Below are 22874 nucleotides of genomic sequence, written 5' to 3'. Positions count from 1 at the left end.
GTTGCGAACTTTCCTCCAGCTGCGACCATACTCAGGGATCGGGGCGAAGATTTACTCGTTAACCAGACGGATGGTACTGCGCAGGCAGGTCCCAAGGGCCATGCTGCATTCAGGTGCCCGGGAGTGTTCAGGAAGAGCCGTTGGCTGTTTTCCTGATCGGGTGGGTGCGTTCGGAGCGGGTGACCCCGGCATCATGATTCATCATCGGTTCCACAAGGGGTGGAACTGACTACCAAGACGTAATGAGGGAGCGTCGATTCATGTCCGAATTTCTGATTGTGGGTGCCGGTGTTATCGGTTTGATGACGGCACGCCTGCTGGCTCAGTCTGGAGCCAAGGTAAAACTGATTGAGCGTGGCCAGAGTGCGCGTGAAGCATCCTGGGCAGGGGGTGGTATCGTGTCACCGCTGTACCCCTGGCGTTATCAGGATGAGATCACGGCACTGGCGCTCTGGTCGCAGAGCAGCTACGTGCATCTGGCGCAGGAGCTGCTGGCCGAAACCGGCTGCGACCCTGAGCTGCGCCAGAAAGGCATGTTGATGATCAACGTGGCTGACGAAGCCGATGCACTGGCGTGGGCAAAGCGTTTTCACCGTCCGCTGACCAAGGTGGATGCCGAGTTTATCTACCGCACCGAACCCCATCTGGCACCCGGTTTCGAATCGGCGATCTGGATGCCCGAAGTCGCCAGCATCCGCAACCCGCGCCTGGGACAGGCGCTGCGCAAGAGTGCGCAGCTGAACCCCAACATCACTCTGTGCGAAGAGAGTGAGGTGATCGGGTTTACCACCTTCGGTGAGCGCGTCAACGGCGTGAAAACCGCCCATGGCGAACACAAGGCAGATGAGGTCATTCTGGCCGGAGGCGCCTGGAGCGGTCAGTTGTTGGCGCAGCTGGGGCTGGAACTGCCGGTGGAGCCGGTGCGTGGTCAGATGATGGTGTTCAAGGCCGTTCCGGGTGTGGTCGAGCGTGTGGTGATGCTGGATGGACGCTACGTGATTCCGCGCAGCGATGGCCGGGTTCTGGTCGGCAGCACTCTGGAGCATGTCGGCTTCGACAAGTCCACCACGGAAGATGCCAGCCGGGCGCTGTTCGATACCGCCACCCGCATCGTTCCCGAACTGGCCGATTACGAAGTCGAACACCACTGGGCCGGACTGCGTCCGGGATCGCCGAACGGCGTACCCTTCATTGGTGCCGTGCCCGGCTGGAAAGGGCTGCACCTGAATACCGGTCATTACCGCAATGGTCTGGTGCTGGCGCCGGCATCGACCCGTTTATTGGCCGATCTGCTGCTTGAACGTTCACCCGTGATCGATCCTGATGCATACTCTCCGGCTGGACGTTTAAAAGCACGCTGACATTAGCGGGAGATCGATGAGCACACCTTTACGGGTCCTGATGGCCCAGCTGAACATGCTGGTCGGGGATATCCCCGGCAATACCAGCCGCGTTATTGAAACCGCACTCAAGGCACGGGATGAGCACCAGGCTGATCTCGTGCTCTTTCCCGAGCTGGCCCTGAGCGGCTATCCACCCGAAGATCTGTTGCTGCGCCCCAGTCTGGAGCTGCGTATCGATCAGGCGCTGGAGCGTATCAAGGCGGAAGTCAGCGGTATCACGCTGGTGCTGGGTTACCCCCGTTATGTCGAGGGCGCGCTCTACAACATGGCGGGCGTAATCCGTGACGGGGAGCTGATCTGCGAATATGCCAAGCAGTGCCTGCCCAACTTTCAGGTGTTCGACGAACAGCGTTACTTTGTTGCCGGCAGTCAGCCCGGTGTGTTCGAGCATCAGGGCGTACGCATCGGCCTGAGCATCTGTGAAGACATCTGGCACAGTGGCCCCACGGAACAACTGGCCGAAGCCGGTGTGGATCTGCTGCTGAGCCTCAATGCCTCGCCTTACCACATGGGCAAGGAAACCCAGCGGGCCGAAGTGGTGGCCCAGCGGGCGCAGCAGGTCGGCGTGCCGGTGGTCTACCTGAACCAGGCCGGAGGCCAGGACGAACTCATCTTCGACGGCAACTCGCTGCTGATTTCGGCACAAGGTGAAACCCTGTTCCGCGGTGCGCATTGCGAAGAGGCGCTGTACACGGTGAGCTTTGACCCGGCGACCGGCCAGCTGACACCGGAGCAGACGTCTGCTCCCGCGCTGGAGCTGGAGGCGAGCGTCTACCAGGCTCTGGTCATGGGCGTGCGTGACTACGTCAACAAGAACGGCTTCCCCGGCGTGGTACTGGGTCTTTCCGGTGGTATCGATTCGGCCCTGACTGTGGCCGTGGCGGTGGATGCGCTGGGTCCGGAGCGGGTGGAAGCGGTGATGATGCCGTTCCGCTGGACCTCGTCGATGAGTGTTGAAGATGCCGAGGCGGAAGCCCGGGCACTGGGCATTCAGTATGACGTCGTCTCCATCGAGCCGTTGTATGACAGCTTCATGCAGCAGCTGCAGCCGCTGCTGTCCGGCTATGCGCCGGATACCACCGAAGAAAACCTGCAGGCGCGCTGCCGCGGGGTATTGCTGATGGCGATCTCCAACAAGAAAGGCTACCTGGTGCTGACCACCGGTAACAAGAGCGAGATGGCCGTGGGCTACTCGACCCTGTACGGTGACATGGCCGGCGGTTTCGATGTGCTCAAGGATATTCCCAAGACGCTGGTGTATCGCCTGTCGCGTTACCGCAATTCACTGTCGCCGGTGATTCCGCAGCGCGTGATCGACCGTCCGCCATCGGCGGAACTGGCGCCGGACCAGACCGATCAGGACAGCCTGCCGGATTACGATGTGCTGGACCGGATTCTGGAACTCTATGTCGAGCGCGACTATTCCGCTCAGGCGATCATCGACGAAGGCTTCGAACCGGCCGACGTCAACCGGGTTCTGCGTCTGGTCGACATCAACGAGTACAAGCGCCGTCAGGCACCGGTCGGCCCTCGCGTCACCCAGCGCGGTTTCGGGCGCGATCGCCGTTACCCGATAACCTCGGGCTGGAAGGCCGGTATCTGACCGGCCACTGACACGCGCACTGCGTAGCTATGTGATGTTATCCACAGGCTCAACGTAAAAAGGCCAGCAGATGCTGGCCTTTTTCGTATGTGCAGTCAGAGGGACGCTTACTTGGCTTCTTCTGTTTCCTCGTCGTCGAAGACGCCGAAGGTCATGCGGCTGAACAGGGAGCGTTCGTTCTTGTCCTCTTCGGCGTCGGCACGCTGCTGGGCCTGGGCACGCAGGCGGTCAGACGGCGGAATGGGGCGGGCCGGTTCTGCCGGTTCCACGCCACCCAGCAGACCGAAGGTGGCGGTCTGCAGCAGAGTCGCGCTGGCCTTCTTGAACGGACGGATTTCGTATTCGGGGTAGTTCAGCTGCAGCACTTCCAGCGAGTTCTTGGCCAGGTCATGCATGCCCAGCTCGGTGTAGGCTTCGGCCATGATGGCCAGTGCATCGGGGACTGCCGGGGTTTCCTGCAGATTCTCGACCACGTAGCGGCCACGGTTGGCTGCCGCCACCCAGGCTTCACGCTTCATGTAATAGGCGGCCACATGAATCTCGTGCGCCGCCAGACGGTTTTTCAGGTACTGCATGCGCTTCTGGGCGTCCGGCGCGTACTCGCTTTCCGGGTAGCGGTTGAGCAGGGTGGAGAAGCTCTCGAAAGATTCCAGTGCGGCACCCGGGTCACGCTGGCTGACATCGATCGGCAGATACTTCTCGAAGAAGGAGCGGTCCTGCTCGAAGGCGGTCAGGCCCTTCAGGTAATAGGCGTAGTCCACATTGTCATGGCTGGGGTGCAGACGAATGAAGCGGTCGGCGGCGGCACGGGCCGATTCAGGCTCGTAGCTGCGGAAATAGGCGTAGATCAGTTCCAGCTGGGCCTGTTCGGAGAAGCGTCCGAACGGGTAACGCGCTTCCAGCAACTGAAGCTTCTCGATTGCAAGGGCGAAGTTGTCCGCCTCCAGGGCACTCAGTGCCTCATCGTAGAGCTGTTGTTCGGGAACATCCGGAGCCACTTCCTTTTCCCCCCCAAACCAGGAGCAGGCGGAAAGCAGGCTGAAAAGCACCACTGTGGCGAAGACTTTCAAGGGTCGCATGTTTGATCATTCCTGATACTGGAGCCGGACTCGGCGTGACTGGCCGTATTCAGTTATACTGGCCGGTAATTTCCGGTCTATTTAAACATAACCGGAGCCCATGCCCAAACCTCCGCCGACGAAGAATCATACAGATGTCAGAACAGCTAGAACTCGAAGTACAGGTACCGGCCGAGATGTTCGGAATACGCCTTGATCAGGCCGCCGCACAACTCTTTCCGGATTACTCTCGCTCCCGCATTCAGGGCTGGATCAAGGACGGCAATCTCAAGGTCGACGGTGAGGTCAAGCGCCCGCGTGACAAGCTCAATGGCGGTGAGCGGATCGAGGTGCGGACCGAGCTGGCGCGGATCGAACACCACGAAGCCGAGCCGATTCCGCTCGATATCATTTACGAAGATGATGACATTCTGGTGATCAACAAGCCGGCAGGGCTGGTGGTGCATCCGGCCGCCGGTCATGACAGCGGCACCCTGATGAACGCGCTGCTGCACCATTGCCCCGACATCGCTCAGGTACCGCGTGCCGGTATCGTCCACCGTCTGGACAAGGACACCACCGGCCTGATGGTGGTGGCCAAGACGATTGCCGCGCAGACCGAGATCGTCGCCCAGCTGCAGGAACGCAGCATGGGGCGTGAATATGAAGCGGTGGTCAATGGCGTGATGACCGGTGGCGGCTGCGTGGACGAACCCATGGGGCGTCATTCCAAGAACCGACAGAAGATGGCGGTGGTCGGTCTGGGTAAGGAAGCGGTGACGCACTACCGGGTACTGGAGAAGTTTCGCGCCCATACCCATATTCGTCTGAAGCTGGAAACCGGACGTACCCACCAGATCCGTGTGCATATGGCCCACATCAACTATCCTCTGGTGGGTGACCCGCTCTACGGTGGTCGCTTCCGTCTGCCCAAGGGGTGCAGCCCGGCAATGCAGAAGACGCTGCGCAACTTCCGCCGTCAGGCACTGCACGCCAAGAAACTGGAGCTCTGGCACCCGACTACCGGTGAGCTGGTTTCCTGGGAAGTGGACCTACCCGAAGACATGCAGCAGCTGCTGGCGGTGCTCAAGCGTGATGCTCAAGAGTACGACTACGAACTATGAAACTGATTCTGCCTGAACAGCCTCTGGCACCCGGCGTACAGGCGCTGACCACCACCCGTGACGGCGGTGTCAGCGGTGCCCCCTGGGACAGCCTGAATCTGGGCGATCATGTCGGCGACGACCCCGCCGCCGTGGCCGAGAACCGCCAGCGCCTGCAAACGGCGCTGGGTGTCAGCCAGCCGCAATGGCTGACGCAGGTACACGGTGTTCAGGTGGTTGAAGCGCAGGATGATGGCGTGGTGCGGGAAGCGGATGCCTGCTGGACCCGCCAGCCCGGCGTAGTCTGTGCGGTGATGACCGCCGATTGCCTGCCGGTGCTGTTCGCGGCCGCAGATGGCCGTTGTGTGGCTGCCGCCCATGCCGGCTGGCGCGGGCTGCTCAACGGCGTGCTGGAAGCCACCCTGGCAGCCTTTGATGATCCGGCCCAGGTCAATGCCTGGCTGGGTCCGGCCATCGGTCCGGCAGCCTTCGAGGTGGGACCGGAGGTGCGTGAGGCCTTTCTGGCCGTGGATGCGGATGCCGAGCTGGCGTTCAGTCCGTCACCCCGTCATGAGGGGCGCTGGATGGCTGATCTCTATGCGCTGGCGCGCCGCCGACTGCAGGCCGCCGGTGTGCGGACCATCCGGGGAGGCGAGCATTGCACCCATGACGAGCACGAACGCTTCTTTTCCTACCGTCGTGACGGCCAGACCGGTCGCATGGCGAGCCTGATCTGGATCACATAACCGACCTTGCTGTTCAACGGCTCTGTCCTGAATTCTCTTTTAGCTGACGTCTGCTGATCTGCACGAAAGACACAAAAAAAGGGGCTGCCCGCGATGAAAGAGCAGCCCCTTTGTCGTTCTGTGTGATCTGTCAGGCGCCGATCACACCGCCATCTTCACGCTGCACCACCATGATGGTGGAACGCGGCTTGCTGTTGCCGCCCGCCGGGAAGTGGGACGGTTCCAGATCTTCACCCGGGTGCTGTACGCCGATAAACACGGTGCGATGATCCGGTGAGAACGCCAGACCGGTAATCTCGCAGGCGATGGGGCCGGTGGCAAAACGGCGGATCTCGCCGGTCTGCGGGTCGGCACAGAGCATCTGGTTGTTGCCCATGCCGGCAAACTCGCCCTTGTTGGAGTACTTGCCGTCGGTCTGGATCCAGAGGCGACCGGCGTCGTCGAAGCCGAGGCCATCCGGGCTGTTGAACATGTTGTCGGCGGTGATGTTGTCACTGCCGGCATAGAGGCCTTCAGCCAGGGTCGGGTTGCCGGCGATGGCGAACAGGTCCCAGTCAAAGGTGCTGGCCGTGTGGTCGCCGTTATGCGGCCACCAGCGCACGATCTGACCATAGTTGTTCTTGGCGCGCGGGTTGGGGCCGCCCACCGGCTGGCCGTCCTTGCCGCGGTTCTTGTTGTTGGTCAGGGTGCAGAACACCGCCTTGTTGTCCGGGTGTACGGCGACCCATTCCGGACGGTCCATGGTGGTGGCGCCCACCTGAGTGGCGGCTTCACGGGCAAAGATCAGCACTTCCGCCTGATCGGCAAAGCCGTTCTCGGCGGTGAGTCCGTTCTTGCCGTGGCTCAGCTCGATCCACTCGCCCTGACCCTTGATCTCGCCATCGTTGGCGGAGAAACGGGCCACGTACAGGGTGCCTTCTGCCAGCAGATCACGGTTGGCCTGCTGGTTGTCGGCGTTGTACTTGTCCCTGGAGACAAACTTGTACAGATGCTCGCCGCGCTCGTCATCACCCAGATACACCACCACGTGACCGGACGGATCGATGGTCAGGGCGGCATTCTCATGCTTGAAGCGGCCCAAAGCGGTGCGCTTCTTCGGCGTAGAGGTCGGGTCCATCGGATCGATCTCGACCACCCAGCCGAAACGGTGCGGCTCGTTCGGGTGCTTGGCCAGATCGAATCGCTCGTCGTGGCGATACCACTGATAGTCACGGTTGCCCGCTTTCAGACCATAGCGCTGGTCACGCGAGGGCAGCTCGACCTCATCCTGCGCCGAGGCGAAGTACTTGTGGAAGTTTTCTTCGCAGGTCAGGTAGGTGCCCCAGGGCGTCTGGCCGTTGGCGCAGTTGTTGAAAGTTCCCAGTGCGCGGGTGCCCTTGGGATCGGCGGCGGTCTGCACCAGGGCATGGCCCGCGACCGGTCCGGTCAGCTCCATCGGCGTGTAGGCGGTGATGCGGCGGTTGTAGTCGGAATCCCGATTCACCTGCCACTCACCCTTGGCGTTGCGGTGGATTTCGAAGATGGATACACCGTGCGCCGCCTGGGATTTTTTCACCTCGTCGGCAGTCAGGTCCTGCTTGCCCTGATGGGCGAACAGGTATTCGTAGTTGGTGTATTCGTTGTTCACCGCCAGCAGGGCGCGGTCTTCGCCCAGCGGGAAGAAGCTCATGCCGTCGGTGTTGTCACCAAACTGGCCCGCCTGGGCGGCAGCGTTCTGGGTGCCGGACTCATCGAAGGCGGGCGCGCCCTTGAGAATGGGGTCGCCCCAGGAGATCAGCGGCTTGGCGACATAGCCCTCAGGCACAACGAAGCTGTCGGCGGTACTGGCCGGTACGGCCTTGAAGCCGATCAGCGTGCTCGGGGCCGGGCGCGTTGCGGCGGCCACCGCCTGTGCCAGCGGGCTGGCGGCCAGGAACAGTCCCATCGCCGCAGCACCGCCGCGGAGGAAGTTGCGGCGGCTGACACCCTTGGTGGTCAGGCGGTCAAAATCGGTCTGTTCCAGTTCCGGATGATCTTCGGGATCAAAGCGTTCGTGCTGACTCATGTCACGGTTCCTGTGTTGGGTTACTGCTCTCGGGCAATCGATCAGCGCAATGTTGTAGCAGTGTGCTATTACAAAAATAAGAAAGTCGACCTCTGTATAAGAAATGACTAATTTAATTGCCGCCCCATCTTGAAGCGGCAACAACTGGCCCTATCTATAGAGGTAACAGAAACGCCGAACCGTCTGACCCTGTAATGTCGGACCTGCGGCACAGAGAGATCCACAGGAGACCTCATGCGACCCGACAAATTTACCTCACGACTTCAGGAAGCCCTGTCCGATGCCCAGTCGCTGGCGATCGGCAAGGACCACAACATGATGGAACCGATCCATCTGCTGGCCGCTTTCCTGCAGCAGCAGAACGGATCGGTGGCGCCGCTGCTGCGTCAGGCCGGTGCCGATCGGATGACCCTGACCGCCAGGGTAGGCGAAGCCCTCGACCGCCTGCCGGTGGTGAGCAGTCCCGACGGCGAGATCCGCCTGTCCCAGAACATGGCCCGCCTGTTCAACCTGACCGACAAGCTGGCGCAGCAGCGCGGCGACCAGTACATCGCCAGTGAGCTGGTGCTGCTGGCGATGCTGGACGACAAGGGCGATGCCGGCAAGGTCCTGAAGGACTGCGGCGTGAACCGTCAGTCACTGGAAAACGCGATCAACAACATGCGCGGAGGCGACAGCGTGAGCGACCCCAATGCGGAAGAGACCCGGCAGGCGCTGGGCAAGTACTGCATCGACCTGACCGAGCGTGCCGAGTCCGGCAAGCTGGACCCGGTGATCGGCCGTGACGACGAAATCCGCCGCACCATTCAGGTGCTGCAGCGCCGCACCAAGAACAACCCGGTCCTGATCGGCGAACCCGGTGTGGGTAAAACCGCCATCGTTGAAGGGCTGGCGCAGCGCATCGTCAACGGCGAAGTGCCGGAAGGACTCAAGCGCAAGAAGGTGCTGTCGCTGGATATGGGCGCGCTGATCGCCGGGGCCAAGTTCCGCGGCGAGTTCGAGGAGCGCCTGAAGGCGGTGCTGAACGAACTGGCCAAGCAGGAAGGACAGATCATCCTGTTCATCGACGAGCTGCACACCATGGTCGGCGCCGGCAAGGGCGAGGGGGCCATGGACGCGGGCAACATGCTCAAGCCGGCGCTGGCGCGTGGCGAGCTTCACTGCGTGGGTGCCACTACCCTGGACGAGTACCGCCAGTACGTGGAGAAGGACGCCGCGCTGGAGCGCCGCTTCCAGAAGGTGATCGTCGATGAACCCTCCGAAGAGGACACCATCGCCATCCTGCGTGGCCTCAAGGAGCGTTACGAAGTGCACCACGGCGTCGATATCACCGACTCCGCGATCATCGCCTCTGCCAAGCTGAGCCAGCGTTACATCACCGACCGCCAGCTGCCGGACAAGGCGATCGACCTGATCGACGAAGCCGCCTCCCGCATCCGCATGGAGATGGATTCCAAGCCGGAAGAGATGGACCGTCTCGACCGCCGTCTGATCCAGCTGAAGATGGAGCGCGAAGCGCTGAAAAAAGAGAAGGACGAAGCCTCACGCAAGCGTCTGGAAGAGCTGGAGCACAACATCGGCAAGCTGGAGAAGGAATACGCCGACTTCGAAGAGGTCTGGAAGGCCGAGAAGGCCAGTCTGCAGGGCTCCCAGCAGATCAAGGAACAGCTCGACCAGGCCCGTGTCGAGATGGAACAGGCTCGCCGCGCCGGTGATCTGGCGAAGATGTCCGAGTTGCAGTACGGCCGCATCCCCGAGCTGGAAAAACAGCTGCAGGCCGCGGACAGTTCCGAGCAGCAGGCAGAAGAGCACAAGCTGCTGCGCAACAAGGTGACCGAAGAGGAAGTGGCCGAAGTGGTCGCCCGCTGGACCGGTATTCCGGTCAGCAAGATGCTGGAAGGCGAGCGCGAAAAACTGCTGCGTATGGAAGATGCCCTGCATCAGCGCGTGGTGGGTCAGAGCGAAGCGGTGGTGGCCGTGTCCAACGCCGTGCGCCGTTCCCGTGCCGGTCTGTCCGACCCCAACCGTCCCAACGGTTCCTTCCTGTTCCTCGGCCCGACCGGGGTGGGCAAGACCGAACTGTGCAAGGCGCTGGCCAGCTTCCTGTTCGATACCGAGGATGCGATGGTGCGCATCGACATGTCCGAGTTTATGGAGAAACACTCCGTCGCGCGTCTGATCGGTGCGCCTCCGGGCTACGTCGGTTACGAAGAGGGTGGTTACCTGACCGAAGCCGTGCGCCGCAAGCCGTATTCGGTGCTGCTGCTGGACGAGGTGGAGAAGGCGCACCCGGATGTGTTCAACATCCTGCTGCAGGTGCTGGAAGACGGCCGCCTGACCGATGGTCAGGGCCGTACCGTGGACTTCCGCAACACCATCGTGGTGATGACCTCCAACCTGGGGTCTGACCTGATCCAGAACTACAGCGATGACGACGACTACAACCTGATGAAACAGGCGGTCATGGAAGCCGTGGGCACTCACTTCCGTCCCGAGGTGATCAACCGTATCGACGAGGTGGTGGTGTTCCACAGCCTGCGCAAGGATCAGGTGGCCGGCATCGCCGAGATCCAGCTGGATCGTCTGCGCCGCCGTCTGGCCGAGCGCGAGCTGAGCATCAAGCTGACCAGCACAGCCATGGACAAGCTGGTGGAAGTGGGCTTCGAGCCGATCTACGGGGCGCGGCCGCTGAAGCGGGCGATCCAGCAGTGGATCGAAAACCCGCTGGCGCATCGCTTGCTCGCCGGGGAGTACGAGCCGGGCCGGGAGATCGTGGTCGATGTAGAAGCAGGGGAGTTTACCTTCAGGTAATGGGGCAGGGTCCGCTGGACTATACTCAAACGGCTGAATACCACTCCAATGGGAGGTGAGTCATGTCCAGAATAAAAACCCTGTTCGTTACCGCGCTGTTGGCGTCCACCGTATCTGCACCGGCTTTCGCATACCACTGCCCGATGGATGCCAAGGCGATCGAAAACGGACTCGCCAACATCCAGGTCAGCGACGAAGTGCGCAGCAAGGTTATGCAGCTGCATGATGAAGGCATGGCCGCGCACAAGGCCGGAGACCATCAGGACGCCGAGAAGAAACTGGCCGAGGCGATGCGGATGCTACTGAACGCCGCCGGCATGTAAAACCGCAGGGATTTGAACGAAGTGCAAAAGCCTGCCGAGCGATCGGCGGGCTTTTTTTGTGTTCCCGATCGGGCTCCGATGCTCGGTTGCCCCGAGGGGAATGCGGTGCAGGTTTCAAGTGCCCGGAATTTTACTTAGGTTGGGTAGTCAGCTCAGATCAGGCTGGCTATAGTGTTGGGAATGGATGACAGGGAGTACCGTGCGGGTTGGTTGCAAGCACGGTGGCGTTCAGTACGTGATGAAGGAATATCAGGGATGTTTATACCCCGTCTATGCTTACCTCTTATGCCTTCATGGCTGTCTTCACAGCCAGTACCCGCTGGGCGCCTCTCTGTCGAGCAAAAATACCTTTTTTTCCGTTTGCTGAAAATTAAGCTCTTATTTATCAACCGCTTATGAATTGGCTCGAGAATTAAAAGGTATACCCGATAATAATTATTATGAGGTCGAAGACCTCATTAACAGACTGTTACGCATCAACCATATTCAAATTCTTATGAGGAAGTTTTGAATGAGCTATGAAGTAATAAAAATTGCAGCTGACAAGCTTACATATCGTGAAAAAATGAAGCTTGCCCAGTACCTGATTCAGGCGGCAATAAAAGAAGAAGAAACTCTTAATCCAACAGAACGATTGGTAACCAGCTCCAATGGTCATCAGAATAAGGCTGCTGAGACCAAAAAAGATCTAAAAGGTCAGGAGCTGATCTCGTATGCAAAGGAAAGGCTCGCAAAGTCAAAACCAGGGAAACATCAGTCTTTGAAAAACTTTATTGGCGCTATGTTTCAATTCCAGGGCGGTATTGAAGATTCAAGAATTGATGATATTGTAAACAGCCTAGAAAAAGAAGGATTCCTGACTATTAGTGGCTCAAAAGTTAATTATGCACATTGATGATTAAAACAAATTATGGAGTAGTATATGGAAATCATGGCGTTTATTGGAATCTTAATATTAATCATCGGTGGAATTGGTTTTCTAATAGCGGCGTTTAGAACCAGTGTTCTTTGGGGGTTGGCGTGTCTACTAATATCACCTGTTTCTATAATATATTTAGTATTGCACTGGCCAGAAGCTAAGAACCCATTCTTTCTTCAGCTTGCTGGACTTTCAGTAGTACTTTTTTCAGGATTTATGGGTGCAGATATGCCGCTACCTTAAATTCATAACAATAGTAAGCACTTGACCCAAAAAAGCTACGCTTTTCCGGTCAAGTGTTACGAGCGTTAGCAGTACATGAATATATGGATTTAAAATGAAATTTGATGCGATCAACTTTGAAAATAAGTTCTCTAAATTTACTGAACACTGGTCTCCTCGTGTTGTTGCAGAAATGAATGACTATCAATTTAAGTTAGTTAAAGTTGAAGGTGAATTTGTTTGGCATGACCATCCTGATACAGATGAAGTATTCATCGTTATTGAAGGCACTCTTAATATTGAATTCCGTGATGGCGTTGTTAGCCTCGATTCAGGTGAAATGTTTGTAATCCCTAAAGGTGTAGAACATAAGCCTGTTGCACACAGTGAATGCAAAATTATGCTCGTTGAGCCGAAAGGTGTTGTCAATACTGGTGATTCAGGTGGTGAGCTAACAGCCAAAAATGATGTTTGGGTGTAAAGTACTGCTAACAAGTCAAGCAAGTGGGACGCCGAAAGGCGGCGCCCCTTCTTGAAGCGTTAGTGCTTGAGGAGTGGGAATGTCGCCAATAGAAAAGGATTATCGAGGAATCGATGGATATATATTCCTTACGGCATGTAAGTACTACCGTGCGGCCAATTACATTCCAAAAAGTGACAGAGGTGCACCATATTACGTGAATTTAGCATTTGCTATAGAGTTATTCATAAAGTGTTTAGATGTTTCTACAAAAACAATTTTCGAAAGCGAACTTCCATTTCAAATGATAGAGCATGAGCAAACTATTCATGCACGAATTAGAGGCCACTCTTTGAAAGGTATGTACGAAAGCCTTCCCGAGCAAATGAAAGAGCATATAGCTGAATGCTATTTAGAAGCCACAAACAATAATATATTAGATGATTTAGAAGAAATTAAAAATGTTTTTGTAGAATGGAGATATCATTTTGAACAGCAAAGTATATCGGTGTCAGTGGGTATATTAGAAAGAATTGCCGAGTTTTTTAAAGGTTATATAGACTCGGTGCTGAGCCACTAACTGTGGGTGCTAAGGAGGTTGTTCACGCCGGTTAAGTTCGAGATGCTGGTTATCGCCAAACAAACAGCACAGAACAACCGACATGAACAACCCTCACAAGAATGCCCGAACTACGCCTCATATTCGAGCCCTGATCGTTGATCGAGCCCTCCGTAAGCGGCAGCCGGTGCGAGACATTGCCAGCACTTTTGGTATCAGCACGCACACTGTGTACAAGTGGATTGCTCGTTATCGAGAGGCAGGTGAGGCTGGTCTTGAGTCAGCATCCAGCCGTCCCCACGCCTCACCGAGGCAGATGCCGAAACAGTGGGTTGAGCTGATTCAGAAGATGCGCCTGACACTCAAGTGGACTGCCAAGCAGATCGCACAGGCACTGAGTCTGGCTTACTCCACAGTGACAGCTGTACTGCGCCGACTTAAGCTCAATCGAGCCTCACACCTGGAGCCGGTGCAACCTGCGCAGCGCTACGAACACCCCGCGCCGGGTGACATGCTGCATATGGATATCAAGAAGCTGCCTCGCTTCGACAGGCCCGGCCACCGCGTGACAAACAACCGTCGCCAGAATACCCGAGGTGCGGGTTATGAGTGCGTTCATATCTGTATTGATGATCACAGCCGCTGGGCGTTTGCCCGGGTACTACCAGATGAGCAGCAAGGCACCACAACGCGCTTTTTGGAAAACGCTCTAGCGGCCTACCGCGGAATAGGTGTAGAGGTGAAACGCCTGATGACCGATAACGGTCCAGCCTATCGTTCCCGTCGGTTCAATGCAGTTTTACAACGGGAAGGGATCAAGCATGTATACACGCGCCCATACACGCCCAGAACGAACGGCAAGGCGGAGCGATTTATACAAACAATGATCAGGGAGTGGGCATATGCAGTGCCCTACGCAAACGACATATCAAGGGCCTGGGCGCTGACAGACTGGATCAACCACTACAATAAACAGCGCCCTCATGGCAGTATCGGAAATCTACCGCCGGTGTCTCGAATACCGAAGCTGCGTGAACAAGGTGTTTAGTATTCACAACTAACAAGTAATTGTAGTCGCCCGCAAGCGGGCTGGGACCTCCGCTGCTACGCAGCTCCGGCCCCTAAATTAGGCGTTATGCGCAAGAGAGAAAACCGCATGGAATATAAGAAAGGCGATAGGGTCAAACATCCGAAAATAAACGACTGGGGGCTTGGGGAGGTCCTAGAGGACAGCAACACCGAGTCGGTCAGGGTGTTTTTTGTTGGCGTTGGAGAAAAAGTACTGTCTTTGAAGTATGTCCAGCCAATGAAGATCACAGGAGATGAAGCATCTCATCCAGTCCTTGATAACTTAAAGATCAATAAGTCCGCAAGCGGTATTAAGTATCAAAGCCTGCCTCAGTCTATTCAGTTCTTTCTAGCGCAGTTCCCTGAGGGGTTCTACGGCAAGAAATTCAGAGAGCATGAAAGAGAGTATAAAAATAAGGCACATACTCTAGCCCAAGAGCTTTTGGGGCAGGTGCCTTATGACTCGCTGTTAGAAACTGAGGATTATGTAGAAATCGCCAAACGAGCTTTGAAGATCGTCAATGCGACCAATTTGATATTCCCAAACGAAAAGATGTCGTTAAAGGACGGCTTGGTAGAGCCATCGGCGCAGAAGGAATTTGCCGTCGCATTGCATTCATTGTTGTATGGCAATGGAGTACTGGAGAAGCGGTTTGTTGCTTTTGCCAAAGTCTTAGAAAAAATTGAGGCTGCGAAATGGACAACAGCCACATACTTCTTGTTTATCGTAGATCCTTCTAAATTTATGTTTGTCAAGCCAACCATCACACAATATTCGTCTGAGCTTTGCGGATTCGAGATCAACTATAAACCACAGTTAAACTGGCTTACTTACAAATCTGTCCTGAGCTTTTCCGAGTATCTTTTCTCAGAAATATCTGATTTAAAACCAAGAGATATGATTGATGTTCAGTCATTTATGTGGTGTATCGCGCCCGGAACATATCAAAGCGCATAACAAGTGACTGTGGTGTCCAGCATAAATAATCAGGCTGTTTTTTGACGCCAGAGCTCTTCGTTTTTGAGCATGGTATTGAGCACGACAATGAGCTTGCGCATGCAGGCAATGATGGCCACTTTGGGCAGCTTACCTTGCGCCTTCAGGTGCTCGTAGAAGCGTTTGAACACAGGGTTACATTGGATTGATGACAGCATCGCCATAAACATGACTGTGCGGATACGGTGACGACCTCCCCGGATGCGTCGCTTGCCATTCCAGGTACCGCTTTCGCGGTTCATGGGGGCGACACCAACCAGGGCAGCGATCTCTTTGCGGTTGAGTTTGCCGAGTTCTGGCAGCTCGCTGAGCAGGGTATAGGCGAGGACTTTTCCAACGCCGGGTACACTGGTCAGGATCTCGGTTTTGACACGCCAGTGCTTGACCTGCATAACCGCTTCATCGATCTGTTTGGTGATGGTGTTGATCTGAGTTTGTAAGGAGCGCAGCAAGGTTTTGATGGAGCGGTGTAGCGCCTTGGGTAGGATCTGGAGACGGTTTTTTTCCATCGTCTGCATCTCAAGGAGCTGGCCGCGTCGAATCAGCAAGTCCTTAATAAGACGGGATTGTTTGTCTGGAATCGGCTTGATCTCGGGCTGTATGGTGGCCGCGAAGCGAGCGATGACACCGGCGTCAATCTTGTCCGTTTTGGCCAGTACCCCAATGGCCTGCGCATAACGTCTGACACTGATGGGGTTGACGACGACAATGGGTAGATTCGCCTGGTCGCAGGCAAACACGAAGGCGTGTTCATAGCGCCCTGTGGCTTCGACCACGATGCGTTCGATGTTGCGCTTTTTCAGCACGTGAACGACCTTGAGAATGCTGTCCTCGTCGTTCGGAATTTGAAAATGGAGGTCCAGCGGATGCAGGACGATATCGAGTTTGGATTTGCCGACGTCTACGCCGACGTTGATGCTGATTTGGCTTTCCGTGTTCATGGTAATAAGCTGACTCTGCCTTGCTATGCGGGCTCGGGGCCCCGATGACTGTTCGAGTTATCGCTAAAGAGTCATGCAGCGCTACACACTTGTTATCGGTCTCTCGCAAGAGGAGCCGGCGCTACACCGAGCTGCTGCATGAAGGCCCTCAATGGCCGTTGAGGGTGGGTCCCAATTTACCCGGAAAACACACGGAATTATCCATACAAGTTACTCTAGGTGTGGGTGCTAAGGAGGTTGTTCACGCCGGTTAAGTTCGAGATGCTGGTTATCGCCAAACAAACAGCACAGAACAACCGACATGAACAACCCTCACAAGAATGCCCGAACTACGCCTCATATTCGAGCCCTGATCGTTGATCGAGCCCTCCGTAAGCGGCAGCCGGTGCGAGACATTGCCAGCACTTTTGGTATCAGCACGCACACTGTGTACAAGTGGATTGCTCGTTATCGAGAGGCAGGTGAGGCTGGTCTTGAGTCAGCATCCAGCCGTCCCCACGCCTCACCGAGGCAGATGCCGAAACAGTGGGTTGAGCTGATTCAGAAGATGCGCCTGACACTCAAGTGGACTGCCAAGCAGATCGCACAGGCACTGAGTCTGGCTTACTCCACAGTGACAGCTGTACTGCGCCGACTTAAGCTCAATCGAGCCTCACACCTGGAGCCGGTGCAACCTGCGCAGCGCTACGAACACCCCGCGCCGGGTGACATGCTGCATATGGATATCAAGAAGCTGCCTCGCTTCGACAGGCCCGGCCACCGCGTGACAAACAACCGTCGCCAGAATACCCGAGGTGCGGGTTATGAGTGCGTTCATATCTGTATTGATGATCACAGCCGCTGGGCGTTTGCCCGGGTACTACCAGATGAGCAGCAAGGCACCACAACGCGCTTTTTGGAAAACGCTCTAGCGGCCTACCGCGGAATAGGTGTAGAGGTGAAACGCCTGATGACCGATAACGGTCCAGCCTATCGTTCCCGTCGGTTCAATGCAGTTTTACAACGGGAAGGGATCAAGCATGTATACACGCGCCCATACACGCCCAGAACGAACGGCAAGGCGGAGCGATTTATACAAACAATGATCAGGGAGTGGGCATATGCAGTGCCCTACGCAAACGACATATCAAGGGCCTGGGCGCTGACAGACTGGATCAACCACTACAATAAACAGCGCCCTCATGGCAGTATCGGAAATCTACCGCCGGTGTCTCGAATACCGAAGCTGCGTGAACAAGGTGTTTAGTATTCACATCTAGGGACAAATTTACGCTGCTTTACGCTGCGCTTCGGTTTGCCCCAAACGGGCATTAAACAACCGATTAGCCTATCGCATTATAGATACTCTTATCGCCATGACCCGAACCACTCCAGTACAGCGAGGTGATGCATCTAATCAATGGATGAGCGTCGTTAACGTAGGTGTCCTGTGCTATCTCGCATGCTGGCACGGCCAAATATAGAGATCAGCACCAGGCTGACTGCAATGGCTTGCCATCGGGCCGCTATGCCGTCCCGTTGGGCGGTCATCAAACGGCTGAAATGTGCGGTATTCAGATTGGGCGGATCGCAGTAGAATCGCAACCTTTAAGATCATTATCGGAGTAATCGCCCTATGGGTAGAGCGTATCAGAACCGTAAAGAGTCAATGGCCAAGACCTCGGACATGAAGGCCAAGCTCTACAGCCGTTACGGGCGTGAAATCTATGTCACGGCCAAGTCTGGCGGGGTTGACCCCGATGGTAACCTGGCGCTGCGCGGCCTGATCGATCGCGCGAAGAAAGAGCAGGTTCCCGGGCACGTTATCGAAAAGGCGCTCGACAAGGCCAAGGGCGGTGGCGGCGAAGATTACTCTCCGGCGCGATACGAAGGTTACGGCCCCGGCGGCAGCATGGCCATCATCGAATGTCTGACCGATAACCCCAACCGCACCTTCGGCGACGTGCGCCAGGCGTTCACCAAGACCAAGAGCAAGATCGGTACTCAGGGCAGCGTCAGCCACATGTTCGATCACTGCGCCATCTTCGTCTTTGCGGGCGATGATGAAGAAGCGGTGCTTGAAGCGCTGATGGAAGGGGACGTTGACGTCACCGATATCGAAAACGAAGACGGCAAGATTTCCGTATTCGCCCCCAACACTGAATACTTCAAGGCCAAGACGGCCCTGATCGAGCGCTTCGGCGAGATCGATTTCGACGTCGACGAAATCCAGTTCATCCCGCAGAGCTACACCACCCTGAGTGGCGATGATGTGGCACTGTTCGAGAAGTTTCTGGCGATGCTGAACGATCTGGACGATGTACAGCAGGTGTACCACAACGTCGAGCTCTGAAGGGGCTGACCCCACGCCAATATCGCCCGGTCATGGGGGCGCAGGAGGAGGTGCCACGGCGCCTCCTTTTTTTATCCGCAGACTCTGGCTGCGACGAGTGCCTGGCTTGCACAGTACCTCATCTGACGGTGGAGCTTGTGGGCCTGAACGCATATAGTGAAACTCTGTTCAGTGCTGCCGAGGTCGTTGTTCAACCGTGACAAATCCAAGTCAGTATGACCATCTGGTCCATATCGAAACCCATGAGGAATTGCGGCTCTATGAGCTGATTCCCAACGTGGTCTGGGTGTTTGATATCGACAAGCACGGCTGGTGGTGGGGCAACTCGGCGGCGGTGGCGTTCTGGGGGCTGGATTCGCTGCAGGCGCTTATCGACAAGGACCTGTCCGGCGATACCCAGGGCGCACGTGACCGTACGCTGCAAACCTTTGAGCTGGCCGTGCGCGAAGGCCTCACCGTTGATCCCTGGACGACCTATCCGAACGGCAAGCCCAAAACCCTGCTGATGATGCATCGGGCGGTGTTGCTGGGGCCGGATCGGCATCGCGGCATCATTGCCTATATCAACGAGCAGGTGAACATGGGCGAGCAGCCGGAGAACCTGCTACTGATGGAAGCGATGCGCTACACCAGGGTGCCGGCCACCACCTTTACGCTGGATGGCGACCCGGTGGTGGAAAACCCTGCTGCGACCGATGCCTACAACTACCTCTATGACCAGCCGCTGGACGAGGGCAGCTGTGCCTTTGTCGCCCGCTTTGCCGATCCGGCCCAGGGGCGTGCCTGTCTCAAGCGGGTGCAGGCAGGCGAAGAGGGGCGCTGGGATTTCATCATGCAGACCGCGGAGGGCGCGCGGCGACACAGTCTGGATATTCGCCGTACCCGCCACCCGCTGAACGGCGACTTTCTGTTTCTGGTGGTGGAGTACGATTTCACCGAACTCTATGAAGCGCTGGAAGAGATCGAGGCCGCGCGCGCCAGGTTGCATGATATTGCGATGAAGGATGCGCTGACTGGGGTCAATAGCCTGCATTACATGCAGGAGGCGGCCAAGACCGAATTGGCGCATGCAGCCCGTCATCAGCAGACGCTCTGGCTGATGTTCATCGATCTGGACGGGTTCAAGTCGATCAACGACAGCCTCGGCCACAGCGCCGGTGACGAGGTGTTGTGTGAAGTTGCCAGACGCCTGCAGGCGGTGATCCGTGCGGAGGATCTGCTGGCCCGGATCGGTGGTGACGAGTATGTGGTGCTGCTGTCTCATGCCAGCACCGAAGCGGATACCACCGCCGTGGCCCAGCGTATTCTGGATCGCCTGCAGGAGCCGATCCCGGTTGCGGGTGAGTCGGCCCGTGTCAGCGCCAGTATCGGCATCGCCCGTTTCCCGGACGATGGGGCGGATCTGGAAGCGCTGCTGAAAGCCGCCGACGCCGCCATGTACCGGGTGAAAAAGGACGGCAAGAACGGTTTTGTCTTTGTGCGGCCCGGTGACGAGGCCGAGTAGCCTTTAACGGCGGATACCGGTGCTCTGTCCTTTCGGGCGCCTCGCTTCTGTTGCCGAACAGGGGCGCGCGTGTATGATCTTTCTCGCCGTCGATACCTGCTCTTCTGGCCGGACGATCGGTCGCAAGGGGAATTCCAATGAGTGTCGATATCTGGCTGTACTATCTGCTGGCGGTGCTGGTGCTGACGGCCTCTCCCGGTCCCAGTTCGTTGCTGTGCATGACCCGGGGCGTGACCTCCGGCTGGACGTCGGGGGCCTATACCGCCCTGGGCAGTCTGACGGCGATTACCGGTATTCTGACGCTCTCCTTTACCGGTCTGGGGCTGGTGGTGGCTTCGTCCGATCTGCTGTTCACACTGGTGAAGTGGAGCGGGGCGGTCTATCTGGTTTATCTGGGGATAAAATCGCTGCTTTCCCGGCAGGAAAGTTATGCACAGGCTGAATTGCGCGGGCCCGGCGAGCGTCGCTTCAAGGCCCATTTCGCCAGCGGCTTTATTGTCGGGGCCAGCAACCCCAAGGCGATCCTGTTTTTTACCGCGCTATTCCCCCAGTTTATCGATCCGGCGGCCAATCTCTGGCTGCAGTATCTGGTGTTTGCCGGCACCTTCGTCGTGTTCGAGCTGTCCTGGCTGCTGTTTTACGCCTATCTGGGGTCACGCTCCTCCGGCTGGATTTTTGCCTCCGGCCGGGCCCGGCTGTTCAACCGCCTGACCGGTGGTGTGTTCATCGGTGCCGGAGCGCTGTTGTCCACCTCGAGTCGGATCTGATCCTTCACCACCCGCCCGAGGCCATGAAGCCCTGACCGGCATGGCGTACACTGTTCTGTACGCCGAGACGTTTGCCACAGCCACAAGGAGCCGGTGATGACCCAGGACCAACTGCTGATCGTGCTGATTCTGCTGGCCACCATGGTGATGTTCATCTGGGGGCGATGGCGGCATGACATGGTGGCCGGTGGTGCATTGCTGGCGTGCGTGCTGACCGGGCTGATCGATGCCGAAGCGGCGTTTCTGGGGTTTGCCCATCCGGCGGTGGTGACCGTGGCCTGCGTGCTGGTGCTCAGTCGCGGCCTGCAGATTTCCGGCGCGGTCGATGTGCTCACCCGCCATGTGCTGCCGAAACAGGCCGGGCCGGTGCTCAGTATCGCGGCACTGACCGGACTGGGGGCGTTTCTGTCCGGGTTCATGAACAACGTGGGGGCGATGGCCCTGTTGATGCCGGTGGCGATGCAGCTGTCAGGGCGACTGAACCTGACCCCGGGGCAGGTCCTGATGCCGCTGGCCTTCGGCACCATCCTGGGCGGCATGACCACGCTGATCGGCACCCCGCCCAACCTGATCGTCTCGGGCTTTCGCAACGAGAGCATCGGCAGCGGTTTCGAGATGTTCGACTTCGCCTTTGTCGGGATGGCGGTCGCCCTGTTGTGCGTACTGTTTATCGCTCTGCCGGGCTGGCGGCTGGTGCCGGCGCGCAAGCAGCCGGGTGCCGAGGGCTTCGATACCGGCGCCTATTTCACCGAGGTGCGGGTGCTCGAGGGCAGCAAGGTCGCGGGCATGCATATTCGTGAGGCCGATGCCGCGCTGGGCGAGACCGAAGCCCAGATTACCGGCATGATCCGCAACAACGTCCGTATCAACGCGCCCTTGTCCGGCCGCTATATCAAGGCCGGTGACATCCTCATCATTGAAGCGGACGTGGAAGCGCTGACCGGCGTGATCGGCGCGCTGGGGCTGGCGCTGGAAGAGGCCGAATCCCCGGACGATGACGCGGACAAAGAGACCGGCAAGGGGGATGACGAGTCGGCGTCGAAAAGCGCCAAACCCCAAGGTAAGGATGAGGAGCCGGCCGAGGCTGAGGCGCCGATTGAGGAACCCGGCAGTAACGGCGAGGGCGTTATCCTGATGGAGCTGGTGGTGCGCACCGAATCGGCGCTGCAGGGGCGTTCGGCCAGCGACATGAAGTTACGCACCCGTTACGGCCTGAACCTGCTGGCCCTGTCCCGCGAAGGTTCCCGCTCCCGGGCACGCCTGCGGACCATGAAGATCAAGGCAGGCGATCTGCTGCTGATGCAGGGCTCGGAAGAGGCGTTGAGCGAATTCGCCGCCGATCATGGCTGTATTCCTCTGGCCGAGCGCGAGCTGCATCTGCCCGAACGGGGCAAGGCGCTGGCCGCAACGCTGATCATGCTGGCCTCGGTGGCGGCCGCCGCCTTTGCGCTGCTGCCCACAGCCATCGCCTTTGCCGCCGGGGTGCTGGCGTCCATGGCTGTGCGGACGGTGCCCCTGCGTTCGGTATATGACGCGATCGACTGGCCGGTGATCATCCTGCTCGGCGCACTGATGCCGGTGGCCTCGGTGATGGAAAGCACGGGGACAGCAACACTGGTGGCGGAGCTGCTGATGGAGCACGTGGCACAGGGCAGCACGCTGGTGGCGCTGGGGCTGATCCTGACATTGACCATGCTGATCTCCAGCGTGGTCAACAATGCCGCCACGGCGGCGGCCATGTGTCCGATTGCGCTGGGCACCGCCGCGACCCTCGGCGTGCAGGCCGACGCCTTCCTGATGGCGGTGGCCATCGGGGCGTCCTGCGCCTTTCTGACCCCGGTCGGCCATCAGAACAACACCCTGATTCTGGGGCCGGGCGGTTTCCGCTTCGGCGATTACTGGCGTCTGGGGCTGCCGGTTTCCATTCTGGTCGTGGTGATCAGTATTCCGTTGCTCTGGGTGGTGTGGCCGCCCTGACGGGCGGCGTGATGACGCGTTTACAAATCTTTTACAA

General features: G+C 57.8%; 20 protein-coding genes. 17 read left to right on the top strand and 3 right to left on the bottom strand.

What is annotated here, in order from left to right:
- The first annotated feature begins 260 nt into the window (after nucleotides 1-260).
- On the top strand, nucleotides 261-1361 hold the full coding sequence (thiO, locus tag LN244_RS15025; protein WP_239040579.1) for a glycine oxidase ThiO: 1101 nt from the start codon (nucleotides 261-263) through the stop codon (nucleotides 1359-1361).
- Nucleotides 1362-1377: 16 nt separating this feature from the next.
- Nucleotides 1378-3006: an NAD+ synthase gene (locus tag LN244_RS15020; RefSeq protein WP_239040578.1), complete on the top strand. Its 1629-nt coding sequence runs from the start codon at nucleotides 1378-1380 to the stop codon at nucleotides 3004-3006.
- Between the two features lie 107 nt (nucleotides 3007-3113).
- Here LN244_RS15020 and LN244_RS15015 read toward each other — a convergent pair whose 3' ends face one another.
- On the bottom strand, nucleotides 3114-4085 hold the full coding sequence (locus LN244_RS15015) for an outer membrane protein assembly factor BamD (RefSeq protein ID WP_239040577.1): 972 nt from the start codon (nucleotides 4083-4085) through the stop codon (nucleotides 3114-3116).
- A gap of 134 nt (nucleotides 4086-4219) precedes the next feature.
- Here LN244_RS15015 and rluD point away from each other — a divergent pair, with 134 nt between their 5' ends.
- A complete protein-coding gene (gene rluD / locus LN244_RS15010) occupies nucleotides 4220-5188 on the top strand; it encodes a 23S rRNA pseudouridine(1911/1915/1917) synthase RluD (RefSeq protein WP_239040576.1) in 969 nt (322 codons plus the stop codon).
- Nucleotides 5185-5913, top strand: coding sequence for a peptidoglycan editing factor PgeF (gene pgeF / locus LN244_RS15005; protein ID WP_239040575.1), 729 nt, complete (start codon nucleotides 5185-5187; stop codon nucleotides 5911-5913). Before rluD ends, pgeF begins: the two co-directional genes overlap by 4 nt.
- Nucleotides 5914-6043: 130 nt before the next feature.
- On the opposite strand, the gene LN244_RS15000 is transcribed toward pgeF, so the two are convergent.
- Entirely contained in the window at nucleotides 6044-7957 is a 1914-nt protein-coding gene (locus tag LN244_RS15000; RefSeq protein ID WP_239040574.1) for a PhoX family protein, read from the bottom strand.
- Nucleotides 7958-8191: 234 nt separating this feature from the next.
- Here LN244_RS15000 and clpB point away from each other — a divergent pair, with 234 nt between their 5' ends.
- The 8 genes from clpB (at nucleotide 8192) to LN244_RS14960 (ending at nucleotide 15277) form a co-directional block, all read left to right on the top strand.
- Nucleotides 8192-10768 (top strand): ATP-dependent chaperone ClpB, encoded by a 2577-nt coding sequence (clpB, locus tag LN244_RS14995; RefSeq protein WP_239040573.1) that lies wholly within the window; start codon nucleotides 8192-8194, stop codon nucleotides 10766-10768.
- Between the two features lie 62 nt (nucleotides 10769-10830).
- A complete protein-coding gene (locus LN244_RS14990) occupies nucleotides 10831-11091 on the top strand; it encodes a hypothetical protein (RefSeq protein WP_239040572.1) in 261 nt (86 codons plus the stop codon).
- A gap of 511 nt (nucleotides 11092-11602) precedes the next feature.
- Complete coding sequence (locus LN244_RS14985; RefSeq protein ID WP_239040571.1) at nucleotides 11603-11986, top strand: hypothetical protein; 384 nt, start codon at nucleotides 11603-11605, stop codon at nucleotides 11984-11986.
- Nucleotides 11987-12013: 27 nt separating this feature from the next.
- The gene (locus LN244_RS14980) at nucleotides 12014-12253 is read left to right on the top strand and encodes a hypothetical protein (RefSeq protein ID WP_239040570.1); all 240 of its coding nucleotides are present in this window, start codon (nucleotides 12014-12016) and stop codon (nucleotides 12251-12253) included.
- Between the two features lie 94 nt (nucleotides 12254-12347).
- Entirely contained in the window at nucleotides 12348-12713 is a 366-nt protein-coding gene (locus LN244_RS14975; RefSeq protein WP_239040569.1) for a cupin domain-containing protein, read from the top strand.
- 79 nt (nucleotides 12714-12792) lie between these two features.
- Nucleotides 12793-13272, top strand: a complete 480-nt coding sequence (locus LN244_RS14970; RefSeq protein WP_239040568.1) for a hypothetical protein — start codon at nucleotides 12793-12795, stop codon at nucleotides 13270-13272.
- An 82-nt stretch (nucleotides 13273-13354) separates the two neighbouring features.
- Entirely contained in the window at nucleotides 13355-14299 is a 945-nt protein-coding gene (locus LN244_RS14965; protein WP_239040410.1) for an IS481 family transposase, read from the top strand.
- A gap of 108 nt (nucleotides 14300-14407) precedes the next feature.
- A complete protein-coding gene (locus LN244_RS14960; RefSeq protein ID WP_239040567.1) occupies nucleotides 14408-15277 on the top strand; it encodes a DUF3553 domain-containing protein in 870 nt (289 codons plus the stop codon).
- 29 nt (nucleotides 15278-15306) lie between these two features.
- On the opposite strand, the gene LN244_RS14955 is transcribed toward LN244_RS14960, so the two are convergent.
- Nucleotides 15307-16257: an IS110 family RNA-guided transposase gene (locus LN244_RS14955; RefSeq protein ID WP_239040020.1), complete on the bottom strand. Its 951-nt coding sequence runs from the start codon at nucleotides 16255-16257 to the stop codon at nucleotides 15307-15309.
- A 301-nt stretch (nucleotides 16258-16558) separates the two neighbouring features.
- On the opposite strand from LN244_RS14955, the gene LN244_RS14950 reads away from it, so the two are divergent.
- The 5 genes from LN244_RS14950 (at nucleotide 16559) to LN244_RS14930 (ending at nucleotide 22837) form a co-directional block, all read left to right on the top strand.
- Nucleotides 16559-17503 (top strand): IS481 family transposase, encoded by a 945-nt coding sequence (locus LN244_RS14950; RefSeq protein ID WP_239040410.1) that lies wholly within the window; start codon nucleotides 16559-16561, stop codon nucleotides 17501-17503.
- 369 nt (nucleotides 17504-17872) lie between these two features.
- The gene (locus tag LN244_RS14945) at nucleotides 17873-18589 is read left to right on the top strand and encodes a YebC/PmpR family DNA-binding transcriptional regulator (protein ID WP_239040566.1); all 717 of its coding nucleotides are present in this window, start codon (nucleotides 17873-17875) and stop codon (nucleotides 18587-18589) included.
- A gap of 196 nt (nucleotides 18590-18785) precedes the next feature.
- Entirely contained in the window at nucleotides 18786-20093 is a 1308-nt protein-coding gene (locus LN244_RS14940) for a GGDEF domain-containing protein (RefSeq protein WP_239040565.1), read from the top strand.
- 137 nt (nucleotides 20094-20230) lie between these two features.
- Entirely contained in the window at nucleotides 20231-20860 is a 630-nt protein-coding gene (locus tag LN244_RS14935; RefSeq protein WP_239040564.1) for a LysE family translocator, read from the top strand.
- 96 nt (nucleotides 20861-20956) lie between these two features.
- Nucleotides 20957-22837 (top strand): SLC13 family permease, encoded by a 1881-nt coding sequence (locus tag LN244_RS14930; protein ID WP_239040563.1) that lies wholly within the window; start codon nucleotides 20957-20959, stop codon nucleotides 22835-22837.
- Nucleotides 22838-22874 lie beyond the last annotated feature (37 nt).

The organism is Marinobacterium sediminicola (assembly GCF_022343685.1).
GTDB lineage: Bacteria > Pseudomonadota > Gammaproteobacteria > Pseudomonadales > Balneatricaceae > Marinobacterium > Marinobacterium sediminicola.
Note: the sequence above shows the minus strand (reverse complement) of the source record. Positions and strands in the feature narration are given on the sequence as shown.